This window comes from Ruoffia tabacinasalis, assembly GCF_005864045.1.
In the GTDB taxonomy this organism is placed as follows: Bacteria; Bacillota; Bacilli; order Lactobacillales; family Aerococcaceae; genus Ruoffia; species Ruoffia tabacinasalis.
Genome location: NZ_VBSP01000002.1, coordinates 72,994 through 98,479, shown reverse-complemented (window position 1 = coordinate 98,479; position 25,486 = coordinate 72,994). Strand labels below are relative to the sequence as shown.

General features: G+C 35.9%; 40 protein-coding genes and 2 other annotated features. Of the genes, 35 read left to right on the top strand and 5 right to left on the bottom strand.

Annotated elements, in window-relative coordinates:
• Positions 1 to 35 precede the first annotated feature (35 nt).
• From FEZ33_RS01485 to rpmA, 15 genes are all read left to right on the top strand, one after another.
• Positions 36 to 1,376 carry a bifunctional folylpolyglutamate synthase/dihydrofolate synthase gene (locus FEZ33_RS01485; protein WP_138403614.1) on the top strand — a complete coding sequence of 447 codons (1,341 nt, stop codon included), beginning with the start codon at positions 36 to 38 and terminating at the stop codon, positions 1,374 to 1,376.
• Positions 1,377 to 1,432: 56 nt separating this feature from the next.
• Entirely contained in the window at positions 1,433 to 2,128 is a 696-nt protein-coding gene (gene radC / locus FEZ33_RS01480) for a RadC family protein (protein WP_138403613.1), read from the top strand.
• A gap of 158 nt (positions 2,129 to 2,286) precedes the next feature.
• Complete coding sequence (locus FEZ33_RS01475) at positions 2,287 to 2,487, top strand: cold-shock protein (protein ID WP_138403612.1); 201 nt, start codon at positions 2,287 to 2,289, stop codon at positions 2,485 to 2,487.
• 219 nt (positions 2,488 to 2,706) lie between these two features.
• Positions 2,707 to 4,110, top strand: coding sequence for an aldehyde dehydrogenase family protein (locus FEZ33_RS01470; protein ID WP_138403611.1), 1,404 nt, complete (start codon positions 2,707 to 2,709; stop codon positions 4,108 to 4,110).
• Positions 4,111 to 4,331: 221 nt separating this feature from the next.
• Entirely contained in the window at positions 4,332 to 5,351 is a 1,020-nt protein-coding gene (locus FEZ33_RS01465; protein WP_138403610.1) for a rod shape-determining protein, read from the top strand.
• A gap of 27 nt (positions 5,352 to 5,378) precedes the next feature.
• Complete coding sequence (mreC, locus tag FEZ33_RS01460; RefSeq protein ID WP_138403609.1) at positions 5,379 to 6,218, top strand: rod shape-determining protein MreC; 840 nt, start codon at positions 5,379 to 5,381, stop codon at positions 6,216 to 6,218.
• A complete protein-coding gene (gene mreD, locus FEZ33_RS01455) occupies positions 6,219 to 6,761 on the top strand; it encodes a rod shape-determining protein MreD (RefSeq protein ID WP_138403608.1) in 543 nt (180 codons plus the stop codon).
• Positions 6,762 to 6,872: 111 nt separating this feature from the next.
• Positions 6,873 to 7,094 (top strand) — a binding site (T-box leader).
• Between the two features lie 104 nt (positions 7,095 to 7,198).
• Positions 7,199 to 8,014, top strand: a complete 816-nt coding sequence (locus tag FEZ33_RS01450) for a transporter substrate-binding domain-containing protein (protein WP_138403607.1) — start codon at positions 7,199 to 7,201, stop codon at positions 8,012 to 8,014.
• Between the two features lie 43 nt (positions 8,015 to 8,057).
• A complete protein-coding gene (locus FEZ33_RS01445) occupies positions 8,058 to 8,861 on the top strand; it encodes a transporter substrate-binding domain-containing protein (protein WP_138403606.1) in 804 nt (267 codons plus the stop codon).
• Positions 8,862 to 9,002: 141 nt separating this feature from the next.
• Positions 9,003 to 10,370: a Sapep family Mn(2+)-dependent dipeptidase gene (locus tag FEZ33_RS01440; RefSeq protein WP_138403605.1), complete on the top strand. Its 1,368-nt coding sequence runs from the start codon at positions 9,003 to 9,005 to the stop codon at positions 10,368 to 10,370.
• 16 nt (positions 10,371 to 10,386) lie between these two features.
• A complete protein-coding gene (locus tag FEZ33_RS01435; protein ID WP_138403604.1) occupies positions 10,387 to 11,364 on the top strand; it encodes a dipeptidase in 978 nt (325 codons plus the stop codon).
• 9 nt (positions 11,365 to 11,373) lie between these two features.
• Positions 11,374 to 12,000, top strand: coding sequence for a DUF1054 family protein (locus FEZ33_RS01430; RefSeq protein WP_171031238.1), 627 nt, complete (start codon positions 11,374 to 11,376; stop codon positions 11,998 to 12,000).
• Positions 12,001 to 12,061: 61 nt separating this feature from the next.
• Positions 12,062 to 12,137, top strand: a sequence feature (ribosomal protein L21 leader region).
• A gap of 42 nt (positions 12,138 to 12,179) precedes the next feature.
• Positions 12,180 to 12,488: a 50S ribosomal protein L21 gene (gene rplU, locus FEZ33_RS01425; protein ID WP_138403602.1), complete on the top strand. Its 309-nt coding sequence runs from the start codon at positions 12,180 to 12,182 to the stop codon at positions 12,486 to 12,488.
• A gap of 2 nt (positions 12,489 to 12,490) precedes the next feature.
• Positions 12,491 to 12,838 (top strand): ribosomal-processing cysteine protease Prp, encoded by a 348-nt coding sequence (locus FEZ33_RS01420; protein ID WP_138403601.1) that lies wholly within the window; start codon positions 12,491 to 12,493, stop codon positions 12,836 to 12,838.
• A gap of 13 nt (positions 12,839 to 12,851) precedes the next feature.
• Positions 12,852 to 13,139 carry a 50S ribosomal protein L27 gene (rpmA, locus tag FEZ33_RS01415; RefSeq protein ID WP_138403600.1) on the top strand — a complete coding sequence of 96 codons (288 nt, stop codon included), beginning with the start codon at positions 12,852 to 12,854 and terminating at the stop codon, positions 13,137 to 13,139.
• Between the two features lie 75 nt (positions 13,140 to 13,214).
• On the opposite strand, the gene FEZ33_RS01410 is transcribed toward rpmA, so the two are convergent.
• Positions 13,215 to 14,336, bottom strand: a complete 1,122-nt coding sequence (locus tag FEZ33_RS01410) for a tyrosine-type recombinase/integrase (protein ID WP_138403599.1) — start codon at positions 14,334 to 14,336, stop codon at positions 13,215 to 13,217.
• 172 nt (positions 14,337 to 14,508) lie between these two features.
• On the opposite strand from FEZ33_RS01410, the gene FEZ33_RS01405 reads away from it, so the two are divergent.
• Positions 14,509 to 14,715 carry a hypothetical protein gene (locus FEZ33_RS01405; protein WP_438942997.1) on the top strand — a complete coding sequence of 69 codons (207 nt, stop codon included), beginning with the start codon at positions 14,509 to 14,511 and terminating at the stop codon, positions 14,713 to 14,715.
• Here the strand turns inward: FEZ33_RS01405 and FEZ33_RS01400 are convergent.
• From FEZ33_RS01400 to FEZ33_RS01385, 4 genes are all read right to left on the bottom strand, one after another.
• Positions 14,682 to 15,680, bottom strand: a complete 999-nt coding sequence (locus FEZ33_RS01400) for a hypothetical protein (protein ID WP_138403597.1) — start codon at positions 15,678 to 15,680, stop codon at positions 14,682 to 14,684. The two genes, FEZ33_RS01405 and FEZ33_RS01400, sit on opposite strands and share 34 nt — an antisense overlap.
• 73 nt (positions 15,681 to 15,753) lie before the next feature.
• Positions 15,754 to 16,053: a hypothetical protein gene (locus FEZ33_RS01395; RefSeq protein WP_138403596.1), complete on the bottom strand. Its 300-nt coding sequence runs from the start codon at positions 16,051 to 16,053 to the stop codon at positions 15,754 to 15,756.
• A 48-nt stretch (positions 16,054 to 16,101) separates the two neighbouring features.
• A complete protein-coding gene (locus tag FEZ33_RS01390) occupies positions 16,102 to 16,500 on the bottom strand; it encodes an ImmA/IrrE family metallo-endopeptidase (protein WP_138403595.1) in 399 nt (132 codons plus the stop codon).
• Between the two features lie 8 nt (positions 16,501 to 16,508).
• Positions 16,509 to 16,967: a helix-turn-helix domain-containing protein gene (locus FEZ33_RS01385; RefSeq protein ID WP_138403594.1), complete on the bottom strand. Its 459-nt coding sequence runs from the start codon at positions 16,965 to 16,967 to the stop codon at positions 16,509 to 16,511.
• 223 nt (positions 16,968 to 17,190) lie between these two features.
• Here FEZ33_RS01385 and FEZ33_RS01380 point away from each other — a divergent pair, with 223 nt between their 5' ends.
• From FEZ33_RS01380 to FEZ33_RS12675, 19 genes are all read left to right on the top strand, one after another.
• Positions 17,191 to 17,382: an XRE family transcriptional regulator gene (locus tag FEZ33_RS01380; protein WP_138403593.1), complete on the top strand. Its 192-nt coding sequence runs from the start codon at positions 17,191 to 17,193 to the stop codon at positions 17,380 to 17,382.
• Positions 17,383 to 17,397: 15 nt separating this feature from the next.
• Positions 17,398 to 17,721 (top strand): hypothetical protein, encoded by a 324-nt coding sequence (locus FEZ33_RS01375; RefSeq protein WP_138403592.1) that lies wholly within the window; start codon positions 17,398 to 17,400, stop codon positions 17,719 to 17,721.
• Positions 17,718 to 17,927: a helix-turn-helix domain-containing protein gene (locus FEZ33_RS01370; protein WP_138403591.1), complete on the top strand. Its 210-nt coding sequence runs from the start codon at positions 17,718 to 17,720 to the stop codon at positions 17,925 to 17,927. The genes FEZ33_RS01375 and FEZ33_RS01370 overlap by 4 nt, the downstream gene beginning before the upstream one ends.
• Positions 17,924 to 18,145, top strand: coding sequence for a hypothetical protein (locus FEZ33_RS01365; protein WP_138403590.1), 222 nt, complete (start codon positions 17,924 to 17,926; stop codon positions 18,143 to 18,145). The genes FEZ33_RS01370 and FEZ33_RS01365 overlap by 4 nt, the downstream gene beginning before the upstream one ends.
• A gap of 59 nt (positions 18,146 to 18,204) precedes the next feature.
• Entirely contained in the window at positions 18,205 to 18,372 is a 168-nt protein-coding gene (locus FEZ33_RS12385; protein WP_171031237.1) for a hypothetical protein, read from the top strand.
• A 4-nt stretch (positions 18,373 to 18,376) separates the two neighbouring features.
• Positions 18,377 to 18,607 (top strand): hypothetical protein, encoded by a 231-nt coding sequence (locus tag FEZ33_RS01360; RefSeq protein ID WP_138403589.1) that lies wholly within the window; start codon positions 18,377 to 18,379, stop codon positions 18,605 to 18,607.
• A 97-nt stretch (positions 18,608 to 18,704) separates the two neighbouring features.
• Positions 18,705 to 19,865, top strand: coding sequence for an SNF2-related protein (locus tag FEZ33_RS01355; RefSeq protein ID WP_235888742.1), 1,161 nt, complete (start codon positions 18,705 to 18,707; stop codon positions 19,863 to 19,865).
• A gap of 5 nt (positions 19,866 to 19,870) precedes the next feature.
• Positions 19,871 to 20,110 carry a hypothetical protein gene (locus FEZ33_RS01350; RefSeq protein WP_138403588.1) on the top strand — a complete coding sequence of 80 codons (240 nt, stop codon included), beginning with the start codon at positions 19,871 to 19,873 and terminating at the stop codon, positions 20,108 to 20,110.
• 14 nt (positions 20,111 to 20,124) lie between these two features.
• Positions 20,125 to 20,376 (top strand): hypothetical protein, encoded by a 252-nt coding sequence (locus tag FEZ33_RS01345; RefSeq protein WP_138403587.1) that lies wholly within the window; start codon positions 20,125 to 20,127, stop codon positions 20,374 to 20,376.
• A complete protein-coding gene (locus FEZ33_RS01340) occupies positions 20,354 to 20,695 on the top strand; it encodes a hypothetical protein (protein ID WP_138403586.1) in 342 nt (113 codons plus the stop codon). Before FEZ33_RS01345 ends, FEZ33_RS01340 begins: the two co-directional genes overlap by 23 nt.
• Positions 20,692 to 21,033, top strand: a complete 342-nt coding sequence (locus FEZ33_RS01335) for a VRR-NUC domain-containing protein (protein ID WP_138403585.1) — start codon at positions 20,692 to 20,694, stop codon at positions 21,031 to 21,033. Before FEZ33_RS01340 ends, FEZ33_RS01335 begins: the two co-directional genes overlap by 4 nt.
• Positions 21,026 to 21,193, top strand: a complete 168-nt coding sequence (locus FEZ33_RS12380) for a hypothetical protein (protein WP_171031236.1) — start codon at positions 21,026 to 21,028, stop codon at positions 21,191 to 21,193. Before FEZ33_RS01335 ends, FEZ33_RS12380 begins: the two co-directional genes overlap by 8 nt.
• A complete protein-coding gene (locus tag FEZ33_RS01330) occupies positions 21,190 to 23,118 on the top strand; it encodes an AAA family ATPase (RefSeq protein WP_138403584.1) in 1,929 nt (642 codons plus the stop codon). The genes FEZ33_RS12380 and FEZ33_RS01330 overlap by 4 nt, the downstream gene beginning before the upstream one ends.
• Positions 23,060 to 23,332, top strand: coding sequence for a hypothetical protein (locus FEZ33_RS01325; RefSeq protein ID WP_138403583.1), 273 nt, complete (start codon positions 23,060 to 23,062; stop codon positions 23,330 to 23,332). The genes FEZ33_RS01330 and FEZ33_RS01325 overlap by 59 nt, the downstream gene beginning before the upstream one ends.
• Positions 23,310 to 23,546, top strand: a complete 237-nt coding sequence (locus FEZ33_RS01320) for a hypothetical protein (protein ID WP_138403582.1) — start codon at positions 23,310 to 23,312, stop codon at positions 23,544 to 23,546. Before FEZ33_RS01325 ends, FEZ33_RS01320 begins: the two co-directional genes overlap by 23 nt.
• Before the next feature lie 2 nt (positions 23,547 to 23,548).
• A complete protein-coding gene (locus FEZ33_RS01315; RefSeq protein ID WP_171031235.1) occupies positions 23,549 to 24,031 on the top strand; it encodes a DUF669 domain-containing protein in 483 nt (160 codons plus the stop codon).
• A 62-nt stretch (positions 24,032 to 24,093) separates the two neighbouring features.
• Positions 24,094 to 24,570, top strand: coding sequence for a hypothetical protein (locus FEZ33_RS01310; protein WP_138403580.1), 477 nt, complete (start codon positions 24,094 to 24,096; stop codon positions 24,568 to 24,570).
• 2 nt (positions 24,571 to 24,572) lie between these two features.
• A complete protein-coding gene (nrdH, locus tag FEZ33_RS01305) occupies positions 24,573 to 24,797 on the top strand; it encodes a glutaredoxin-like protein NrdH (protein WP_138403579.1) in 225 nt (74 codons plus the stop codon).
• Positions 24,798 to 24,799: 2 nt separating this feature from the next.
• On the top strand, positions 24,800 to 25,327 hold the full coding sequence (locus tag FEZ33_RS12675; RefSeq protein ID WP_235888741.1) for a nucleotide modification associated domain-containing protein: 528 nt from the start codon (positions 24,800 to 24,802) through the stop codon (positions 25,325 to 25,327).
• Positions 25,328 to 25,486: the final 159 nt, after the last annotated feature.

The window sequence follows — 25,486 nt, the reverse complement described above, 5'->3', positions numbered from 1 at the left end:
TTCGAATTATATTAACGGGGAGTCTTGATTATAAAATGAAATTTACTACTGTCGAACAAGCAACGGCTTGGCTAGATGCACAAAAAAATCCTAAACAAAGAATTGGACTTAAGAAAATTGAAACAGCAATGAACTATGTTAATAATCCACACCTAGGACTTCCAGTTATTCATATAACTGGAACGAATGGTAAAGGATCAACAACCACTTTTCTTAAAGAATTGTTATTAAGCCAAGGACTAGCTGTTGGAACATTTACATCACCACACATTATGCGATTTAACGAAAGAATCAGTTACAATGGCGAAAATATTAGTGATGATGATTTAATTCGAATTATCGAACAAATGGTTGAAGTCAATGAATATATGGAAACAACTGAATATGGACGTTTAATTTTCTTTGAACTATATACTGTCATGATGGCTTTGTACTTCCAGGAAAAACAACCAGATGTTTGTTTAATTGAAGTAGGTATTGGTGGGGAAAATGATTGTACCAATGTATTTAAAGCTGATTTAGCGATATTAACTACAATTGGATTAGATCATGAAGATTTATTGGGAGATACTGTTGAAGCAGTAGCTACTGAAAAGTCAGGGATTATTAAAGAAAAATCGATTGTAGTCACTGGTCCCATCCAAGCCTCTCCCTTAAATGTCGTAAGTGAGCGTGCAAAATTAATGAACGGTTCGCATGTGAAATTTGATGTCGATTATGGTTTTGACAATATCCAAAACTTAAAAGAAAATGGATCATCATTTGACTTTTGGCAAGTCGTTGACGGTCAAAAACATGTTCGAAATTGGCAAATTACAATGCTAGGACGTTATCAAATAGATAATGCTACAATTGCCTTAAAAGCATTTATTGCTTGGATGTCACATCACGGTCAGTACATTAATTTTGAAGATGCTGCTTATGCGTTAAAACATACAAAATGGATGGCCCGAATGGAGAAAATTTCGGAAAACCCAATTATTTATATCGATGGTGCTCATAATGCGCATGGTTTAACTGCTCTAAAATCATTGGTCGATGAATATTTCTATGATAAAGAAATCACTATTTTGTATGCAGGCTTATCAACAAAAAATCAAGATGAGCAATTGCCGATATTACAATCCTTTGAAGCTGATAATCTTTATTTAACTCAATTCGATCATCGAAAAGCGATGTCGATTGATGATTTTGAAGAGTTAGCAGATGAGTTACTTGATACTTCTTTTGAGATGGTTGAGGACTGGCAAAGTTTTCTTTTAGAATTTGTTGAGAAAGCTGATGAGACCAAGGAAAAAATCCTATTAGTTACAGGTTCATTGTACTTTGTTTCAGATGTGAGACAATTATTTTTGAAAAAAGTGAAAATAAAATAATGGAAATGCCTCTTTTTTGCGTATTTATATATATACACAAAAAGGAGGTATTTTTTATGAACATTTCAAAATCATTTATTCGAGAAGTTCCAAAAGATTTGCAACCGAGGGAAAGATTACTGACCTATGGTGAAAAAGCTTTGTCAGATCAGGAATTATTAGCAATATTGTTTAGGACAGGGACGCGGGAAGAGAATGTACTCAATCTTGCCTTGCGATTTATCGATCACTTTCAAAATTTAAATGAATTAAAACATTCCAGCATTGAAGAGTTTCAACAAGTCAAAGGTGTCGGACCGGTGAAGGCTATTGAGCTTAAAGCCGCGATAGAATTAGGTTACCGGATTGCGACGAGTGCAGTACCAAAGTATGGACATATTGTGTCTACCAAGTCTGCTGGGGAATGGCTCATTACAGAAATGGCTGATTTACATCAAGAACATCTTGTTGTGTTATTTCTTAATACCAAAAATGAAATTATTAAGAAACAGACTATATTTATTGGCTCCGTAAATAGTTCTGTCGCGCATCCTAGAGAGATTTTCAAAGAAGCGGTAAAGTATCCAACGGCTCGAATTATCATCGCTCATAATCATCCAAGTGGGGATACACAACCAAGCCCAGCAGACTTACACTTTACTAGGCGAATGATTGCGTGTGGTGAGTTAATGGGGATTAATGTTTTGGATCATTTGATTATAGGGCAGCATGAATATTTAAGTATTCATGAAACCACGAACTTATTTGATTAAAATTTTAAATAAAAATGTAAAAATATTGCATTTTTTATCCATTGTGATAACATTAACATATGTTTTTGTCAGAGGTAAGAAAGTTTTTTAAATAATTCAATTCGTACCATCAGCAAGAATATAATACAAGTGCTAGGCACGAAGAGGAGGCTATGAAAATGGCAGAAGGAAAAGTAAAATGGTTTGACGCTGGTAAAGGTTTTGGATTCATCGAACGTGATGGAGAAGCGGACGTATTTGTACATTTCTCAGCAATCCAAGGTGACGGATTCAAGTCTTTAGAAGAAGGTCAAGAAGTATCTTTCGATATTGAAGAAGGAGCTCGCGGACCTCAAGCAGCTAACGTTAATAAACTATAATTTTGTTAACAATGACTAATTAAAATCTCTTTAAAGAGTAAGGCTCAGGACATTTGTCTTGAGCTTTTTTATATGCATATAAATTGAATGAAAGCGCTTCCGATGATAGACTGAATTGTGAACAGAGTAAATATTAAACCATTATATTGATAGTGACTCATGTATTTATTGAATGAATTTAAACATATGATGCTTATAATCATGAAAGGGGAAATATTAGTGAAATCTTACCAAATGTATATCGATGGTGCTTGGACAAATAGTCAAAGCCCAGAGACAAAAGATGTTATTAACCCTACAACCGAGGAAGTCATTGCGAAAGTTCCCATTGGAAATAAAGAGGACGCGAATAAAGCTATTGCAGCTGCAAAAAGAGCATTCCCAAGTTGGAACACGTTATCACCTGAAGAACGCGCGGAATATGTCTTAAAAATTGGAAAAGGCATTCGTGAAAGAGCAGAGGAAATTACAGACTCAGTCGTAGCAGAACTAGGATCTGCTCGTAGTTTTAGTGAATATTCTCAAGTTGTTCGTTCAGCTGAAGAACTAGAGGCTTCTGTTGAAGCATTAAAACAATTTGATTTTATAGAAGAAATTGAGAATGCGACCATTATGAAAGAGGGCGTTGGTGTTGTTGCAGCTGTTACACCATGGAACTATCCTTTAAACCAAATTCAACGTAAAATTACACCCGCACTCTTAGCAGGTAATACAGTCGTTGTTAAACCTGCTTCGGATACACCGATAACCGCAATGATACTAGCTGAAATCATTGATGAAGCTGGGTTACCTAAAGGTGTTTTCAACTTAATTACAGGTAGCGGAAGTGATTTAGGGGACTACTTAGCAGGACATTCTGATGTCGGCTTAATTTCCTTCACAGGTTCGACGGATGTCGGTCGTAATTTATTCGACAGAGCTAAAGGTGGCATTAAAAAGCTTGTACTTGAACTAGGTGGTAAATCTGCCTTAGTTTATTTAAAAAATGGTGATTTACAAACAGCAGTGAAATCTTCAATGGATACGGTATTAAATAATACAGGACAATCGTGTTCTGCGTTAACTCGCTTACTTGTGCCAGAAGATGAACTTGACGCCGTGAAAAAGGCTCTTGTTGAATATGTCGAAGAGGCTAAAGTCGGCGACCCAAATGATAAAGAGGTTGTTGTTGGTCCCCTAGTTTCAAAAGGACAAAAAGAAACAGTTCTTGAATACATTGAAAAAGGAAAACAAGAAGGAGCGGAAGTTCTTATTGGTGGGAATGAAATTGACCGTAAAGGGTACTTTGTTGAACCAACTGTATTTGTGAATGTTTCTAACGATATGACTATCGCACAAGAAGAAATCTTTGGCCCAGTGCTTTCAGTTATTACTTATAAAGATGTCGCTGAAGCCATTGAAATCGCGAACGACTCAGAATACGGTCTAAGCGGCGCTGTTGTGGGTGACGAAGAAGAAGCTTTAGAAGTAGCTCGTCAACTTAGAACAGGAAATGTTATTGTTAACGGAGCGACAGTTAACAATGCGGCACCTTTCGGAGGTTATAAACAATCGGGTGTTGGCCGGGAGAAAGGCCACTACGGAATTGAAGATTACTTAGAAATTAAAGCGATATTTAAATAAATTTTACCAGGGGCTAGCAAGACAGCCCTTTTTTTATGGAAAAAATTAGAAGAATAATAAGTCTTACTTAAGAAGTTCGAGTAAATCCTAGTTATTTAGTTTACAAAATGAAAAAAACTTATATAATTTTATTAAGAGTGTGAAGTTTGGTAGCTTTTTGACTGATTGGTTTGCTATAATGTTTTGGTATGATTATATTCTTGTCAAAAGGAGGAGAAGCAATGTTTTGGAATAAGCAAAGACTAGGCATTGACCTCGGTACTGCTAACACCATCATTTATATTGAGAAAAAAGGCATTGCGCTGAGAGAACCTTCCATTGTTGCCAAGCAAATAGAAACTGGTGAAATTGTTGCCTTTGGAAAAGAAGCTGAGCAGTTAGTTGGAAGAACCTCTGACAAATATGAAATTATTCGGCCAATGCGTGATGGGGTTATTGCAAATTTCGGATTAACAAAACAGATGTTATCGCACTATATAAAACAAGCTGTTCATCGGTCCATTTCACGGCCAGAAGTAGTTATCTGTGTGCCAAGTAATATTTCAAAAGTTGAAAGACGAGCAATGATTGACGCCATTAAAGACTTAGGAATTTCACGTGCTATGATCATTGAGGAGCCGTTTGCAGCAGCTTTAGGTGCTGACTTATCGATATCCGAACCCCGCGGAAAGATGGTGGTCGATATTGGTGGTGGAACAACAGATGTAGCGACAATTTCCTACGGAGAAGTAGTAGATGATATTACAACCCGTGCAGGTGGGAATCGCATGAATGAAGCGATTCAAGCATTTGTTCGAGAAAATTATCAATTAGCCATTGGCTATGGTGAAGCAGAAGCATTGAAGATAGAAATTGGGAATGCGAAATTTACTGAATATGATAAAAATGATAAGATGGTCGTTAAAGGTCGTAATATCGCAACTGGTGTTCCAGATGAGCGAATTATATATGCTAAGGTTGTTTCTGAAGCCTTAGATGAAGTCATCTCGATGATCGTAACGTCAATTAAACAAGTATTAGAAGTGACGAAACCTGAGCTTTCTGTTGATATAATGGAATCTGGCATTGTCCTATCGGGCGGTGGCGCCTTATTGAAGCGTCTACCTGAAAGATTGTATGACGAAATTGGTATCCCTGTGCACTTATCTAAGATACCTCTCGATAGTGTCGCAATTGGTGCAGGAAAGATGCTGAAAGAACTAAATAAACAAGGTAAAGAACACGAGCGTCGCTCACGCTAGGGTTTTTTAGGTAAGGAAGAGGAATGAATGTTAAATAATAAGAAATTAATCGGATTACTTATCTCAGGTATAGCCGTAATTTCATTGGTATTCTTTTCACTGAATAATAGGACTACTAATGTTGTCAGTAGTGCAGTCAATGAAACCGGTGCGTGGGTAGGAAGAGTCTTCTCTGCTCCCGTGAATATCGTAGTGAATTTTGTTGATTCAGTTGATGAATTAATAAATACCTTTGAAGAAAATCAAAGTTTAAAATCTAAAATCGATGAAATCGATGAGATGCAAGTAAGAATTGCAGATTTAGAAACAGAAAATGAAAAAATGCGTCAAGAATTAGATTTATCAGAAACATTAAGTGACTTTACTCGTGTTAATGCCACGGTCATTTCTAGAAACCCTGACCAATGGATGGAAACTCTAACAATTAATGTTGGTGCCAATGAAGGTATCAAAAAAGACATGTCTGTCATGGCTGGGAATGGTTTAATTGGACGTATTGTCGAAGTAAACCCAACAAGTTCTAAAGTGATGTTATTAACAACACAACAACAAAACGAAAGCATGGTCTCTGCAAGAATCCAAACGCAAGGTGATTCATCTGCCAATGGTATTGTGAGTTCATATGATCCAAGAACCGGACATTATATTATGACTCAAGTCGATCCAGCTGCAGAAGTGGCAAGTGGTGATATGGTTATTACATCAGGTCTTGGTGGAATCACTCCAGCTACTTTGTTAATTGGGGAAGTAGCTGAATCTTATATGGATGATTATGGCTTATTCCAAGTTGTTGAAATTGAACCTGCGGGAGAGATGACCGATATTCGTTTTGTAACAGTGATTATCGGTGAAGGGCAGAGTGAGTAGATGAGAATCAATCGTTGGCAAAGATTAAAGTGGACAATTCCTGTAATTTTATTCCTAACAACAATTATTGATGCAGCCTTACCAGCCATATTTCCAGCTGCATTTTTAGGGAATGGCCAAGTGATCGTATCACATATCACTTTGTACTATATTGTGACATTTGCTTTTTATTTTCGTGAAAGTAATATTTTAATTTATAGTTTTATCTTTGGTTTATTCTATGATTCGTATAACACGACAGTCTTAGGTGTTTATGCTACTTTATATTTTATTATTGCTTATTTAATTATTAAAGTTAAAAAGTATTTACCAAAGAAGATGCCAGTTCATGCGATGTTATTCTTTGTAGGGATTGTAATTCTCGATGCCTTAGTTTACGTCTTTTATAATGAATTAGGCACATCAATGATCTCAATGACAGGCTTTTTAGTTTCAAGATTAAGTCCGACATTGATCTTTAATATTGTCATGGCGATCATTCTTTATTTCCCAACACGAAGCTTATTAAATTGGTTAGGTTACGAAGATTACATTATCTTTTAAACATTAGAAGAAAATGATAAAGTGACGACATTATGAAACTTATTTTAATAAAATGATGGAAAACAGTTGACTTATGTCATAAGAATTGCTAAACTCATTTCAAGTTAATAAATTAAGTCTGAGATTAAGAGAGTAAACAATAAAGCTCATCAAAGCGAGGTAAGGTAGAGTGGAAGCTTACCGATGAATTATTGTTGAACCGCACTTATGAGACAGGCAAGTGAATAAGTAGCTTGCTTCGCTGTCTGAGCGTTAACAATTTTGAGGGAATTCTTCTAGTTTATTTAGAGGAGTTAACTAGAGTGGTACCGCGGTCTCAAACCCGTCTCTATGTTCGAAGGAACTAGAGACGGGTGTTTTTGTATACATTTGTATACAAGACTTGAATACTTAACAGTCGCGTTGAATTACATATAAAACAAAAAGGAGAAATAAAAATGAAAAAAATGATGAAAGTATTATTATCTGTCGTTGTCGTATTAGGTTTATTCGCATCAGTGAAACCTGCAGAAGCACAAAAAACATTAGCTGATATTCAAGAAGCAGGTGAATTAGTCGTAGGTACAAGTGCTGATTTCCCACCATTTGAATGGGTAGTCCTAGATGGAGGCGAAGCACAAGTCGTTGGGATTGATGCTGATCTAGCACAATTAATTGCCGATGAAATTGGTGTTGAGTTAGTTATTGAAGATACATCTTTTGATGGTTTAATTCCTTCAGTTAGCTCAGGTCGTGTAGATATGGTTCTTGCAGGTATGACTTATTCTGAAGAACGTGCTGGGCAAGTAGACTTTTCAGAAGTTTATTATGAAACAAATAGTAAATTCGTTGTCCCTGTTGGAGAAGAAGGAAACTTTGAGTCAATTGAAGATTTCGCTAATTTAAAGATTGGTGTTCAAAAAGGTACAATTCAAGAAAGTTTACTAAATGATGTTCTTCCTGATGCTGAATTAGTATCAATGAACAAAAATGGCGATCTTATCGAAGCTCTAAAATCAAAACGAGTGGATGCAGTTTTAATGGACGGTATCGTCGTTGGTGAATTCGTTAACTTAAACAGTGACGCAATTGTCTTACTAGACGACATCCAAGTTGAAGAAGAAAACGAAGGTTTCGCTGCTGTAACGGCTAAAGGTAACACTGACTTAATGGAAGCCATCAATAAAGTTATCGCTGATGTGACTGAATCAGGACAAATGGAAGAAATCGTAACTAAGAATACAGAATTAAACGCTGAACAAACGGAAGAGTAGGCAATATAGAAAGCATCAGCGGACAATATCAGGAGGCGTAACAATGAAAAAAATAATGAAAGTTATCACAGCTGTGATATTATTAGCATCACTTGTCTTACCATTATCAAACGCAAAAGCACAAACAACGCTAGAGAGCATTAAAGAAAAAGGGCAACTTGTTGTTGGAACATCGGCTGATTATCCGCCTTTCGAATGGATTTCTATCGAAGATGGACAAGAAGAAATTATTGGAGCAGATATTGATTTAGCACAAAAGATTGCCGACGAAATTGGGGTAGAGCTCGTTATTGAAAATATGGGCTTTGATGGTTTAATCCCTTCATTGAAGACAAATCGTGTGGATATCTTAATTGCTGGAATGGGTTATACTGAAGATCGTGCTGAGCAAGTGGATTTTTCAACACCTTATTATGAAACAACGGATTACTTCGTTGTTCATGCCGAAGACGCAGAACAGTTTGAAGATGCCTCAGCTTTTGCTGAGAAACGCTTAGGTGCTCAAAAAGCTTCAATTCAAGAAGGAATCATTCTAAGTGAATTCCCTGATGCAAATTTAACTTCTCTAGGGAAAAATAATGATTTAATTCAATCGCTATTAACGAACCGTTTAGATGCTGTTTTATTAGACGAAGTCGCAGCAGCTCAATTTATAAAGCAAAATGATGGTAAACTAGTTCTTTTAGAAGAATTCCCATTCATTGACGAAGAAGCTCAGACAGGTCAATCAGTTATTTTGAATAAAGATAACGAAGATTTGTTAGAAGTCATTAATGGCGTTGTTGAAGAAATGGTTGAAAATGGCGAGTATGATGAATTAATTGAAAAATATATAGAGTTAATCTAAAGAAAAATCAAAGGAGCCGTTTGTAATACTACTGACGGTTCTTTTTTAAAATGAATATAAATATGTTAAACTTATTAAGAAACACAGCCTTTTTATCATATCTATAGTTAAAGATAAGTTTTTACGGGAGGATTTGGTTGAATGAATTTAGCGGAACGAATTAAACAATGGACAGAACAACACAATGACATGATCGTTGAAGGAATGGTTGACTTATTACAGATTCCCACAATATACGAAGAAGAGACTGTGTCTGAAGAAGCACCTTACGGTGAAGGTATCGCGAACGGACTTGCTTGGATGAAGGAAAGAGCTGATCAAGATGGCTTTAACACTTTTAACGATAAAGGCCAATATTTAGTTATCGAACTACCTGCATCTGAAAAGACCGACAAACGTATTGACGTTGTTGGACACATGGATGTTGTTTCAGTTGGAGACGGTTGGAATTACGATCCTTTCGGAGCAGAAATAGTAGGAGATAACCTCTATGCACGTGGTGCTCAAGATATGAAAGTTGCCGTTTGGTTGTCATATGTATCTTTACTATTGATTAAAGAAATGGATTTAACTTTAACCCATAATTTACGTCTCGTAGTAGGTACGGATGAAGAGAGCTCATTCGAAGACATTGTATACTATGTTGAACAAAATGGCTTACCGAACTTTATGTTTACACCAGATTCATCATTCCAAATAACACTTGGTGAAAAAGGGGATGCAGCCTTTTCATTAGACGGGCAAATTCAATCAACGATAGTTGACACAGTCGAAACATTTAATTCTGAAAATGCGATTAATGATCGTGTAGATGTCATTCTTAAAGAAGAAGCGATTGATAAAGTCACTGAAGCACTAGAGGAATTAACTTTCAAACATGGGTTAGTTGGCAATAGTTTAACTATTTATGGGAAATCTGCACACAGTTCAAAGCCCGAATTAGGAGAAAATGCACTCGCACACTTATTCAAATTGCTGGCGGAGAAATTAGATGAAGAATGGGCAGTGCCATTTAATGCAGCATTTAATGACTATAACGGTGCTGGTTTAGACTTAAAATCACACTATGAACCTATGGGTTCACCGACTGTGAATCCGTCACAATGCCATTTAACAGATGGTGAACTCAGACTTGTGGTAGATATTCGTTTCCCTAACCCGGTTACTAAAGACCAATTACAAGCAACTTTAGAAAGTAAGTTTCCAAACTTTACTATTGGGAATCATTTTCACTTCCCACCTACTGAAATTTCAATGGATAATCCCTATGTAAATCAACTTATGGGTGTTTATGATGATTGGATTGCAGAGAATCAGCCTGCATTTTATAGTGGGGGCATTACTTATGCCAAATTATTCCAGGGAGTTGGTGTCGCATTCGGAATCACATACTTAAATGATGGTATGGAAAACCGCGCACATCAGGCAGATGAATACTTTAATTTATCCGCTATGCCGACTGTTCTTGGAGCTTTAACTGATGCAATGGTTCGTTTAGTTCAATTATAGAAAGTAGGGTTTATGTATGAAGTTCATCGATTTACATGCAGACACACTCATGCATACGTCGTTTACGGGTGTCGATTCCTTAATGCACAATTCTCAAACTCACCTCGATATTCAACGATTAAGTCAAGGTGGAGCGATGGCACAATTTTTGGCAGTCTTTATGTTAAATGAAGCCATCTTTAAAAAGAAAAATAGACCAATAATTAGCGATAAAGAATACATCGATCAACTATACAATCATTTACAAGAAAGTATTGATAAGTATAGTAACAGTATCCAACTCGCAACGAATTATGAGACACTTGAAAGCAATCAAATGGCCAATAATATCTCGATATTCTTAACTTTAGAAGACGGTAGACCGATTGGGGAAGATCTCACTCGCTTAGAAGATCTATACGAGATGAGCTTTAGATTAGTCACACTTACTTGGAATAAAGAAAATTCTATTGGATACCCGAATAGTTTCGACAAGAACGACATGCGAAAAGGCTTAAAGAAATTCGGCTTTGAAGCCATCGAATTAATGAATAGCCTAGGCATGGTAATTGATGTCTCGCATCTATCTGATGGTGGGTTCTATGATGTGATTGAAACTTCAACGAAACCAATCATTGCGAGCCACTCAAATGCAAGAGCTCTTTCACCGCATCCAAGAAACCTATCAGACGATATGATCAAGAAAATCGCTGAGTCTGGTGGAGTCATTGGTCTGAATTTCTTTGGCAAATTCTTAAATAAAGATATAACGCAAAATCAATCGACCATTAAAGTTATGATTGAACACTTGGACCACATTCGTAACATTGGTGGTGCAGAAGTCCTCGCTTTAGGAACAGACTTTGACGGCATGAGCGGTGAGTTAGACATTGATGGCCCAGATAAGATGAATCTGTTATTTGATGCCTTATGGCATTCAGGCTGGGATTACGGAACTATTGAAAAATTTGGTTTCCAAAATGCCATGCGTGTAATTAAAGATGTAATGAAATAGGGGAATATGATGGAATATATTTTTACTGAAGAGGAATTCAATCTCTTCAATGTTAAAGGTTTAGATACACAAATGCCTATGATTCGCTCAAAAATTCAACCATTATTTAGATATTATGGTCGGTTTGTTTCAGAGCATATTCAAACAAAGTTGAATTTAGCTGAGCCATTGCCAGTCCATGTTGCCAAGCATATCCAACGCTCAGTTCACGAGCTAGAATCAACTTGGTGTGCCATTGGCGGAGACAACCGTGGTTATAAGAAATATCCTCATTTTCAAATTGGTATTAATGGAGAGTATCTTTTTATTATGTTGTCTTTTATTGATAATATCTTATATCAAAAAGATATCGCAAAACTCTTTCAATCCGATATTGAAGCGTTTCAATCTTTACCTGAGGATATAACAATCATACCCGATCACACAAAACTGGCTTATGAATCTATTCTTGAAGCCGATTTAGAAAAGTTATTTGAGCGTCTTGAAAAAGTTAAAAGTGCAGAATTTATGATTGGGAGAATTGAACCTAAGATAAACCACCAATTACAATCTGAAGAAGACTATAAAGTTTGGCTAGCAAAGACAGTTGATGAGTTTTTACCCATGTATCAAAAAGCAATGAAATTTTATGAATAATTAATAAAAATAGTTGACGCTCATCTATTATTTTGCTATGATACTACTGTTGTATTTGTGCACCCATCTGCAACCGCACATCTTAAGTATATAAGTGATGGAAACATCCACTTAAAATGGCGAGTCTCGGTGTAGGAGTAAGTGATTACTCTGACAATAAAAATATAGGAGGTGCTTGAATGTACGCAATTATTAAAACTGGCGGAAAACAAGTAAAAGTTGAAGAAGGACAAACAATCTTCATTGAGAAGTTAGACGTTAACGAAGGTGACACAGTCACTTTTGATGAAGTTGTATTAGTAGGTGGAGAAGACACTAAAATTGGTGCTCCATTTGTAGAAGGTGCTACTGTTGAAGCGACTGTTGAAAAACAAGGACGCGGTAAAAAAGTAACAATCTTCAAATACAGACGTCGTAAAGACTCTCATACTAAACAGGGTCACCGTCAACCGTATACAAAAGTTACAATTAACTCAATTAACGCATAATAATGATTAACATATCATTTTATCGCGATACTCATAAGCACATTAAACAAGTCTTAATGACGGGTCACGCAGGTTATGCAGATCCAGGTTATGATATTGTTTGTGCGGCAGTATCGAGTCAAGTTATTTCAGTTGAGAATTCATTAGTTCAATTACTGAACATTGAAGTTGAAACGGAAGTAAACGAAATTGAGGGAGGTTACTTAAAAGTAACGCTACCTTCAAATTTAAGTAAATCAGTGACTCATGATGCGCAGTTATTACTTCAACATTTGCATTTTGCATTTGAAGTGCTGGCAGAGAGTTATCCTGAATTTATAAATATCTACGAAAAAGAATTTATATCATAGGAGGTGCATTGGAATGTTAAAACTTAATTTACAAATGTTCGCTACGAAAAAAGGTGGAGGTTCGACACAAAACGGTCGTGACTCAATCGCTAAACGTTTAGGTGCGAAAGCATCTGACGGACAAACTGTTACAGGTGGATCAATCATTTTCCGCCAACGTGGAACTAAAATCCACCCAGGTAACAACGTAGGTCGTGGTGGGGATGATACATTATTCGCACTAGTTGACGGTGTTGTTAAATTTGAGCGCAAGGGACACAGCAAGAAACAAGTTTCTGTATACCCTGCAGTTCAAGGTTAAGAACTTTATTATATAGCGGTTCCTAAGGGTTGTTTGTAAGTGAATAATACCTTAAGGGGCATCAAAGGGGCAAAGTTAGATGATTTTAAAATCTAGCATTGCCTCTTTTTGTTGTTCTTCCATTTCTTTTGTAAAGTGGGCATAGACTTTATCAATCATATTTGTGTCTGAGTGGCCAACTTGCTGGGCGATTAAATCTTTGCTTATATTATTTTGGACAGCCATAGTAATGAATGTATGTCTAAATATATGCGTGGTCACTTTTTTGTTCGGTATTTCAATGCGAGATAATACCAAGTTCAAACTTTGCGTTCGAAACGGAGTGCCATGAACCGTCTTAAATAGTAATTTATTACTTCTGTCATGACCATTCGCAACGGTCTGCAATTTTGTTGTATGTATTTGTTCTTTCAATACCTTCTCAATCGTTTCATTAAAATAAATCGTTCGATCTTTGCCTGTCTTGGTAGTTGTGACTATTCGGTTGTCGGAATCATATGTCTTGTTAACGGTAATTGATTTATTTTCAAAGTTGATGTCTGTTTCATAATCTAAGACAGTCAGTTCTCCAAAACGCATACCAGTACTGACTTGCAAAATGACCATGCGTTTATGTTGATATAACTCATTTACTTCAAGATAATTTAAAACTTTTTGCAGCTCTTCTTTTTCTAAATATTTTAAATCATCTTTAATGGTGACATTGATTTTAGGTACTTCCAGAAGTGGAATGATTGACGTCATATCTATGCCTTTATATTTCAAAGCGTAATGTATAATTCGTCTTACAACTGATCTGGTTTGGCGCATCGAATTATATTTATATCGCTTGGACTGTAAGTTCTCAAGAAAAAAAGAGTTAAAATGCGAAGCAGTTAGTTTATCAAATAGTATATCTCCAACGCGTTCATTCAATGCTTTTACATTTGATATTGTTCTGACATAAGTAGATTTCTTTACAGTTGGCTCAAAATATTTTAACCAATCATCAGCTACTTCTCTAAAACTAATTGCTTGAGAGTTTACATTCGGCTCTACTCTTTTATTTATCTTCTCGTTTAAAAATAACATCGCTTCTTGTTGTGTCTTTTTCTTCTTATCATTTAAAGTGATTGATACCTTTTTGTCTTTGCCTGTCACAGGGTCTGTATATCTTTCCACGTACTTAAATTTTCCATTTACTTCTTCTATCCACATGCTGAATTCCTCCTATTAATTATGCTATAATAGGGTATAGCAAATACGCCTACTATAGGTTATTTGTGTCTCATATCTCACACTCAAACTTTGGTCGGGGAGAGTGTGGGGTATTTTTCAAAGTAAGATTTAAAATAAAAATTAGATTCTAAAATATTGAGAGGTGATTAAATTGGAAATTACACAATCCGATTTAGAAATATTCAATGAACTTGTTGAAGAGTTCTACTACCAACACCCACAACTTAATAATGTCGAATATGATGAATCAGGCATACCATTTGAATACAAAGATGGAACAATTACTTATGAATCATATGGGGCAAAAAAAACGTACCAAATACATCAATTATCATCTAAATTAAAATCTTTAATGTAGTAGTTATTAAAGAAGTCTCTGATGCCATTCATTAGCGTTTGGCATTGATCTTTAGAAGTAAACCCTTGATTAAAATGTGACACCGAATTCCTTATTAGGAAAAGACTTCTCAAATGCGTTTTTTCTCTCTTTTTCATTTTTATTGGTTTACGACTTAAATGTTCAATGTAAATTTTAGCGGTTGCATCATCTGGAAAATTACTATCAATTAAATTATTTTTCTCCAGAGTTAAATAGATAAGATGTTCTAGAATCCCACCTAAACCTGCAGCACATACAAACCATTTTTGATTATTATACGCAAATAGACATTCATCAAATTCGATAGTGAATTGGTCATTATTAATTACAGCTAACATTTCTTCAAAGTTATATCGTTTTGCTCTAATAATTGATTTATTGAAATCAATTATTTCTGCAGGGCTTTTGATTAAACTATCAATATTATTCGCTTCTTTTTCTACCCATACTTCAGCCCAGGAACCCATATAAGGAATTCGATTTAGAGAGGAATATATTATATTGTTAGATATATCTGGAATGATATTTTTTTCTATTAAAAAACTTATTTTTTGTAATATATTCATTTTGTAAAATTTTGTTGAAGTGGTAATCTGAACAGCATCTATCATCTCGATTGCATCTTCTTCATTTTTTGTGGCAAAATTTAATATACTTCTTTCTCCTATATAGCTATCATTAATACCTATACACCATATTTTTACCGGTTTTCTATACCAAAAGAAAATATCAGAAGTTGATTCATCGGGTTCTAATAGCTTAAGTTCATATAGATAGTTAGCTTTAGCATATTCCAATAAATCATTTTTTAATGTCGAAAATGAATCAAACTCTATATCTTCACGAATAAATTTTCCTGTTTCCCTTAAGATGTTTGGATTCTTTAATTTTATATATTCTTCTAATTGTTCAAAACTGCTATTGCTATTTATATTATAAGACATAATTACCTCTTTCTTTAAAAACTTCTAATCCACTCCTCCGACCGCCAAGTTAGAGGGAGTGGGGTGTTTTTGATTATAGTAATAGTGCAAGTACAATGATTATAAATATTGTAATTAATGTTAATGTACAACCACAACTTTGCATCGAATTACCTACTTCTGCCATAGCATTTCCTGCTTTGCCCATCTTTTCTCCAGCTTGGTAAAACTTACTATTCATCACTTGTGATTCATAATTATGAAATAACGACTTCACTTGTTCAGGGTCAAAGGGTTGACCACACTTGGGGCAACGTTCCGTATGATAAGTTAACACGATTTTGTTTTCGCAATGCGAACAGTTGATTCTTATTCGTTCTTTTTTAATATCCATAAAGAACCTCCCCTACAAATATTTTCTTCATTTTATTCTCCAATTCATTTATAAATGACCAGTAACTCGATACATTTCAATGGCTTCAACAACATATTTATCTGGTACCGAAAAGTGTTCAGCGATTTCATGGCGATCTAAACTGCCGCGCTCATCAATTAATCTTTTTAACTCTGAGTAAGGTATCAACTTACGATAACCCCAACGACGTGCTTTAATTTCTTGTTTCATATTATTGCTATCTTTATAATTTGTGATGTCACCAACGCTCGTTTCATAATGCCCTAATTCTTCCGCAAGGATAGCCAGTGACTTCTCGAAAGGCATATTAGCATTAATTGATACGTGTCTACCTTTAATATAACCCGGAATACCTTTTGGCATATCCACAAACTCAAACGTGAGTTCATTGTCGTATTCTGACATTAATTTTTCGAGTAAATTCATACCAACACCTACTTATTTTTGTGCTTACTTCTAATAAATTCTAAATACTGAATCACATCTTCCATTTCTTCAGGCGTTAAATCATCATCAATATGAGCAGCGAATAACTCCATCGCTTCACTAGCTTCATCAGTTTTATTTCTAATGGAAGCTAATTTTTCTTCGCCTAAATTCTTATCATAGTCTCTCCAATATTCATCTCTGTCCGCCAAACGGTCAATAGAGATACCAAAATAATCAGCTATCTTCTTAACTTTATCCAGTGAAGGGCTACTCGTCTTCCATGCATAAATAGCTTTTTCTGACCATCCCATTTTCACTGAAAGCTCTGAAATTGATATTCCACGCTCATCTGCGACTTCTTTTATACGGTCAAACAACATTGATAAATCAACCTTTCTGACCTTACTTAAAATAAAAGTATAAAATATTATACAAAACACTTGCTTAAAAGTATAAAATATCATACAATTATATTCGTAAGGGAAATTGTTAGTTAAAACGTCCTTAAAAACAACTGAAAATTAATCATTTAATCGTTGGGGAACGGAAAAATAATGATGAATCAGTCTTTGAGAAGGCTTATTTAACTACGTCTATATAGTACGATATTTTATACTTGTTGTCAAATGAAAGTACGATATTTCTAACGATTTATCTTACATAATTTTAAATTAAGGAGGGGAAAATATGCCAGAAACTATTGGGGCACGACAAAGAATACTAGATTACATGAAAGAAAATGATGTGAGTTATTCTCAATTAGCTGTTATGACGGGTTATCGAAAACCTGATATTCACACGGCTTTAACTGGTAAACGCAAAACACCACAAGCGAATGAGATTATTTTAAAACTTATCCAGATGTTTGGATTGGCTTAATGAGGAGGTTAGAGAATGAATATAATCAAAGCAACTTTCACACCCCAGTATTGGGCACTACCCAAAGACATCGCACTAATCTTTGGATATAAAAGTCCGACCAAGTTATTAACATCTTTTAGAGCATTCTGCGACAGCAGACCTAATTACTTCAATCCTACTAAACCTTACCGTGAATTAGAGGGTACGGACACTATTTATAACGTCTACGCATTTGCACACTACTTTGAGAATAGGCAGTTACTGGATGCAGGTACAAGATCGTTAAAGTTTGAGAATGATTTACCACGACTAGTCGAAGCGTATAGCTTACATCTTTTGAAAGAGGAGAGTTTATGACAGATTTCATTGGAGAAAACTTAAAAGCATTGAGACAACAAGCTGGGCTAACTACACGTGATGTAGCGAATTACTTAGATGTTGGACATGCAATTGTTGCTAAGTGGGAAAAAAGCAAGGCAAACATTACAGACGAACGGCTGGAAGAGTTAGCTAAATATTATGGTGTGACGATAGAAGACTTGGAATTTGGAGTGATTAGATGAATATGAAAGAGTTCCACCGAAGAAAAATGAGAGAAGCACAAGACTTAGGTATTGAAGAACTAATTAAGTACCACGAACGGAAATTTGCTTTAGCAAAGGATGAAGAAAACAGTGAGATGGCTACGCGCAAGCTTGGCAAGTTTGTTGTTGCGATGACAGTGTTCACTTGTGTATCACCGTTCATTGCATATGGATTGTTTTTGTTCGTATGGAATTAAAAATAGCCCACTACGACGAATAGTGAGCTGAGTAAATAATTATTCAAGGAGATTATAACATGACGAACGTAATTAAACTAGTAAACGGTGTGAGAGTGATGGAAATACCGTTCCAAACTAGAGAGGATGCTATCAGTTTTCTGACAAGCAACAACTCATACTATTTACTTCAGCAATTCGGTATTAAATACATATTGGAATCTGAGTTGATTAAGAAAGGCGTGTAACTAAATGCAAATACAAGATTTATTATTGATCGTTACTTCTATAGAAGAAGATTTATCTGCAGTCGATGACTTAATCGACAGAAAATTTAATCGAAGTGCAACACTAGTGGTGGACCAATGTAGTTATCGATTGCTAAACCATGAAGACGAATTCTTGCAAGCGATAGAGATTGCTGAAGCTATCACACGTATCAAGAAATGGGTTAAAGAACATGGAGGTTTAGATAGGGAGTGATAAGTAAATGAGTAATGTGAAACTTTATAAACACCAAGAAGATGTCCTAAATGAAACATATGAGTTTAATAGAGTGGCGTATTACTTAGATTAGGGCATGGGTCTAGGTAAGACCTTTGTAGGCAGCGAAAAATTATGGGAACTGAATACACCATATAACTTAGTGGTATGTCAGAAATCGCAAATAAACGACTGGTACAAGCACTTTAAACAACACTATGACTATCAGGTCATTAAGTATGACGACCGTGTAAAAATACCGCCAGAATCAGTTATTATCATCAACTATGACAAGTTATGGAGACGTCCAGAATTAGGACGGTTAAAAGATTTCACGTTGATGTTAGATGAAAGTTCTATCATTCAAAACGAAAAATCTAAACGAACTAAATTTATCTTAGGACTGAAACCAGACAACGTCATCCTATTATCTGGTACACCGACAGGTGGTAAATACGAAAAGCTTTGGAGCCAGTTAAAGTTACTTGGCTGGAACATAACCAAGACTGAGTTTATGAAAAAGTATGTTGAGTTTAAACCCAACAAGTATTGGGGTGGAATTACAGTCACTGGATATAAAGATGTAGAAGGTCTGAAAAGTAAGTTAAGAGAATATGGCTCGGTGTTTATGAAAACCGATGAAGTGTTTGATTTACCAAAGCAGAATTACGTGCCACTTGAATGTAAGACCACACCAGAATATAAGAAGTTTGAATCAAGTCGGATTGTAAAGATTGGTGACGAGAAGTTAATCGGAGATACGAGCGCCACGCACCGAATGTATTTAAGACAGTTAGCAGGTGTGAGAAACAAAAACAAATTGGATCGTGTCGAAGAATTACTTGAATCAACGGAAGATAGACTACTAATATTTTATAACTTTAACGTTGAGCTGGACGAGTTGTTAAGACTGTGCAAGAAACACAAGAAACCTATCAGTGCCATACGTGGTGGAACAGTGGACAAGAAAGCTTATGAAACTAAAGAAAACAGTGTCACTTTAATTCAATATCAAGCAGGGAGTAAAGGGCACAACTTACAGAAAGCAAATAAAATAATCTATTTCAGCCCGCCAGATAGCGTTGAGAACTGGATGCAGTCACTGAAACGAGTACACCGAATAGGACAGGAACAACCAGTGTTTTATTATCAGATGATAACCAAAGATAGTATTGATGAAAAAATTTACAGCGCTCTGAGAAGTGGCGTTAACTACACGGATGAATTATTTAAGAAAGATTTTAAATGGGAGGAATAAATAATATGAACGCAATTGAGGCAAGAAGATTGTCGATGGAAAATACAGGGATAAATGAACAAATTTTAGAATTGCATTCAGCAATTGAAGAAGCGGCCAAAGAAGGGTTGTTCGAAGTTAGGTTAAATTTTACCGGAGGGAGAAGCGTCCGCAGAGTGATAGAAATGGAGCTACGTAATGATGGATATGATTATTCGATGTTTCGTGGAGACGAAGAAATATTTACCATTCTTGTTAAGTGGTAAGGGAGGACTAACACATGGCCAAAAAATGGAACGCATTCACACGAATATATGAACCATACGAATTACCAGACGGAGCAGTAATGTATTCAAATAACTTAGACCGTTTGATTATGTGTGCACAGTGCAGTGATGTACTCAAATACGGTAAAAGTTATACATCAAAACAAATACACAACAACAATGGACTTGGATATTGCGTATGCGAGAAATGTTACGAACAAGAATGGAAAGAGGAGAGAGAATATGTCGAACTTAGAAGAAATTAAAGATTTGAAACAACGACTTGGAAATGAAATTGTTATTGCTGCTGAAGATGAATTAATTTTAAATGAATTTCAGGATATTGGAGTGAAGATCAAATCACTACAAGACGAACAGAATTTATTAAAACAAGATGTAATCGATATTTTGGAAGATTACGAGTTAGCACGTTATGAGAACAACAAAGGTTTAATTAGTTACTCAAAAGCATCAACACGTAACAGCATTGACAGTGCAAAATTACGAAAAGAATTACCAGATGTGGCTGAGAAATATACTAAGACTTCAAATGTTAAAGCATCAGTAAGGTTTAAAGCCAAATGAGGGATGTTTATAAAAAGGAAGGTGACTTCCAAAGAGATCTTATTAAATTTATCGAAGCGAATGGCGGATATGTGGTCAATCACTTTGCAAACCAATTTACTAAGACAGGTGTACCAGACCTGCTAGTGAGTATAGACGGTACATTTCATGGCATAGAACTTAAAACAGATACTGGTACAGAAACTGAATTACAAGCCCATCACATGCAGTTAATTAACCACAGCGGTGGCTTAGGTTATGTAATGCGACCTAGCAAGCATAAAAAATTAAAGTTTACTGCTGAGTACGAATACTGGCAGGTAACATTCGAGGAATGGAGGGAGTTATATTTTGACTGAGTTATTAAACCAATTAGGTGATATCATGTGGGACTTTGAAAAGTTAGTTGATGACATTGAGGACGATAAAATCAACATCGCAGAACGTCGAGCTAAAGAAATTAAAAATCAGTTGTATGATTTCAGGCGTGAGTTAGAAAAAGAAGGTGATGCTATGTGACTGAGGTAAAACCACAATACAGTTACAGTCGAGTTGATCTTTATGACAGATGTCCTTATCACTTTAAATTACGGTATATAGACAAGCTAACCGAACTTACTAATTACACGGGAGACAATCCGTTGCTACTTGGTACAGCAATGCATGAGGGAATCGAGCACGGTGTGGAGTATGCGATAGATAAATATTTAAGCAGCTATCCCATAGTCAATGATAATCATATTAATGAAACGGTAAAGCTAGAGATACTTATCCCTAAAGTCCAAGAGTGGCTAAGTCAGTTTGATGGCTTAGACGTTATTCACGAGTATGAAATAAGTACTGAGGACTATAGAGGGTATGTGGACTTGATTGTCCGTGATAAAGCATCAGGCGAGTGTATGGTCGTTGATTTTAAATACAGTAACAGCATTGATGCATACAGAGAATCAAATCAGTTACATGTGTACAAGCACCAGCTAGCCCAACTAGGGTTCAATATTACAAGACTTGGATATTTATTCATAGAAAAAGTAAAGATCAAGTATAAGAAAAATGAAAGTGTGTATCACTTCAGAAAACGAATTGCTGACGTAACACGTAACGCAAAACTAACATTTTTACCAATCGAGTATGACGAGCATAAAAGTTTAGCGTTCGATTGGAGTATCAAAGCGATTGAGAATGAAACAGAATGGGCGAAGAACCCAACAGGCGACTGCTTTGCATGTAACGCCATCGAAGCGAAGAAAGAAGGTCGCTGGACAACAATAACCCCCCCTGACTATTTAGAAACAATACAAAACGAACAAGGAGAGATAATTATGGCATTGCCTAAAAATGTAAGAAGAGATATTCAAAAAGTAACAAAACGAATTGTGTGGTTATATGGACCACCATTCAGTGGTAAGACCTGGTTCGCAAACAGTTTCCCTGATGTATTGATGTTAAATACAGACGGAAATATTAAGTTTGTGGATGCACCTTACGTGAACATTGCAGACCAAGTTATTAAACAAGGTCGAGTAACAGATTACAAATTAGCATGGGATGTGTTGGATGAAACATTATTAGATTTAGAAAAGGGCGACCATGATTTTAAGACGGTAGTGTTCGACTTACTAGAAGATTTATATACGGCAGCAAGATTTAAAGTGTATGAAGATTTAGATATTGATCACGAGTCAGATAACAGCTTTAAAGCTTGGGATATTGTAACGACAAAATTCTTATCAATGGTTAAACGTATCATCAACTTAGACGTTGAAAACATTATTTTTATCAGTCATGAAGATACAACTAAAGATTTTACAAAACGTTCAGGAGATAAAATCAGTGCTATCCAACCGAACTTGCGTGAGAAGGTAGCCCTTAAAGTAGCGGGTATGGTCGATATTGTTGGTCGAGTGGTAGCAAATGATGATGACCGACGTCTGGTATTTAAAAGTAAGAGTTATGTGTTCTCTGGTGGACGTATTCCAAACATGTCAGTCGATGAAATTGACTTAGATTATGACGAATTTATTAACGTGTATGCACAGTCTAATAAAGGGTTAGCTAAACCAGTGAAGCAAGAGCCAACTGACTTATCAAATATTAGTGATGTTGAAGCTGTTGAAGAAGTCAAGGAGGCAGTTGAAGAAAAACCAACACGAACTAGACGTAAGAAAGCTGAGCCGAAAGAGGTGGAAGTTGAACCAGAAGTTAAACCAGAAAACGATGCAGGCATTGAGCCAGAGGTTGAGCCAGAAACTGAGCCAGAAGTGGAAGAGCCAAAACCTAGACGAGCTAGACGAAGTAGAAAATCAGCCGAAGTGGTTGATGACCAGTCAACGGATACAAATGATAAAGAAGATGCTAATGATGACAACAGACAGGAGGATACTGATGAATCAGGAGAAGATACTGAAAGACCAAGAAGACGTCGCAGAAGAAGCAGAAGTTAATGTTTTAATTGGAAAGGATATCGTTGACGCATATCACCGTTCACTATTTCATATGGACCAGGCAAAGAGTGACGCTGAACATTTTCAAAAGAGTTTAGATAACGCTAAGAAACGATATGACCTTTGGCAAAGTAACTTAGAAGAACTTAAACAAGTCGCACCAGAATTAATTAAAGGATTGGAGAAAAATTATGAAAAAACAATTAAACACTAAAGAGCAATGGTTTGCAAACACTGAAGAAGAAGCAAACCAAATTGTCGAAGATGCACGTGACGAGTTTGGCGAAGAAGTTATCGGACATGCTATTGATCTAAAATCAAACAAAAACGGCGAGTATTACTTAGTTAAGTTAAACATGAAATATAACACCGCAGCAGGAATCATGGAAACTCAAGCGGAAGACACATACACAGAAGGAGACGAATAATTATGAGTATTGATTGGACTAAATTTGACAAACAAGTAGATTTTGAAGGTATTGAGGACAAGATTGCACAGGCAACTGAGAATGGCGACTTCCCAGATATTCCAAATGGTAAGTATGAGGTTGGAGTGGCGTCAATGGAGCTAGGTCAAAGTAAGAAAAGAGATGACGGTTCAGGTGGAGACCCAATGCTTAAAATTCAATTTGAGATTTTAGACGGCGAGTACAAATCATATAAATTATTCTACAACGGTGTGATGCAACCAGGCAATGAGAAGGCGATTGGATACCAAATCCATAATAACAATGAGATGTTACGTAATTTATGGGATAGCGATGATGTTGAGTTTAAAAACTTTGGAGATTATAACGAACTGATCTTAGACATCGCAGATGAAATTATCGGAGACAACTGGAACTATATTATTGAAAAAGGTAAAAACAGAGGCGGATATGACACATTTAAAATCTTGGAAGTCTTAGAGTAAATTACTTGGGAGTGGGTTTAAACACTCACTCCAATTTTTTATAGATTTAGGAGGAATATTAAATGAAAAAGAGATTTAAAGCATTAACAGCGGTGGCACTATTATCACTAGGGGGCGTAGTTGGGTACGCGTCAACAAACGTATTTGATAGTCTAAACCAGATTAGAAGCGATTACGATTTTACGTTTAATTTTGCAATGAATCAAAAGCAAAAGGCGGAGCAATTACAAGCGCAACTGGACAGCGAAGCAGGCAACAAAGAGCAGTTACAAAATGAAGTTGATCAGTTAAAAAGTGACATTGAGCAAATCAAAAACAATCATTCGGTTGAGCTGACGAATAAAAACCATGAAATTAGTCGTAAACAAGAAGAATTAGAAGTAAAACAACAGGAAGTAAACGCTAAGCAAGAGCATATCAATCAACTGAATAACGAACTAGGCAATTTAAACGGGCAAATGGCGCAAGTAGAAGCGCAAGTGAATGATTTACTTAACTACACGAATAACCGCGTGAATGAGCTTACAGGAGGGGAATAAATATGATAAAAATATACACAAAACCGAATTGTATGGCGTGCGACGCTACTAAAAGATATTTAACAGACAAAGGAATTGAATTTAATGTTGTTGATGTTATGGCAGATGAGCAAGCGTTACAACACGTAAAGGACTTAGGAGCGCAAGGAATGCCAGTAATCACAGCGGACGGACACGAACCAATTTTTGGCTTTAGACCAGACTTACTAGCAAAGCTAGGTGAATAATTATGGGGAACATCTTAGATTTTATCGGAGAGCAAGTCACACTTAATGGGGTGACAGGAAGTATTATCGGAGTAAAAGACAAAGAAACATTGCTTCTATTTGATTCAGTTGCTAATCAAAATATTAATGCAAAAATGCCAACAGGTTTGTTTTATCATTGCACAAGTTGCGACAAAGTAAAACCAATCGAAGAATTCGGCAAGGGGGAAATTTGCGCAAGTTGCCGAGTTGAAAGCTATCAACTTAAAGAGGGCGAAACACCGCTAACATTTAAACATATTACTGATTTAATGAATAATTTGTATGAAAGAAAAAATGCAGATTATGGGAATAGCTTTGATAGATCACTGGATGCTGATGGTTTGCTGGTGGCCAAGATTAGATTAGGCGATAAGTATAACCGCTTTTCACAACTGATAAGTAAACAAGCGCAGATCAAAAGTGAATCCATTGAAGATACATTAATCGATTTAGCGAATTATGCGGTCATGACATTGATATGGCTAAGCAAGGAGGATAAAAATGTTTGATAAATTGAAACAGGTATTATGCTTTCATGATTGGAACAGCGTATTAAATTCAGACGGATCTAAGTATAAATACAAGTGGTGTCATAAATGTAAGAAGCGGGTGGATTTATGAAGAAAGCAAAAACGATAACTGATCTAAACAGCGCATTTCACAAACGA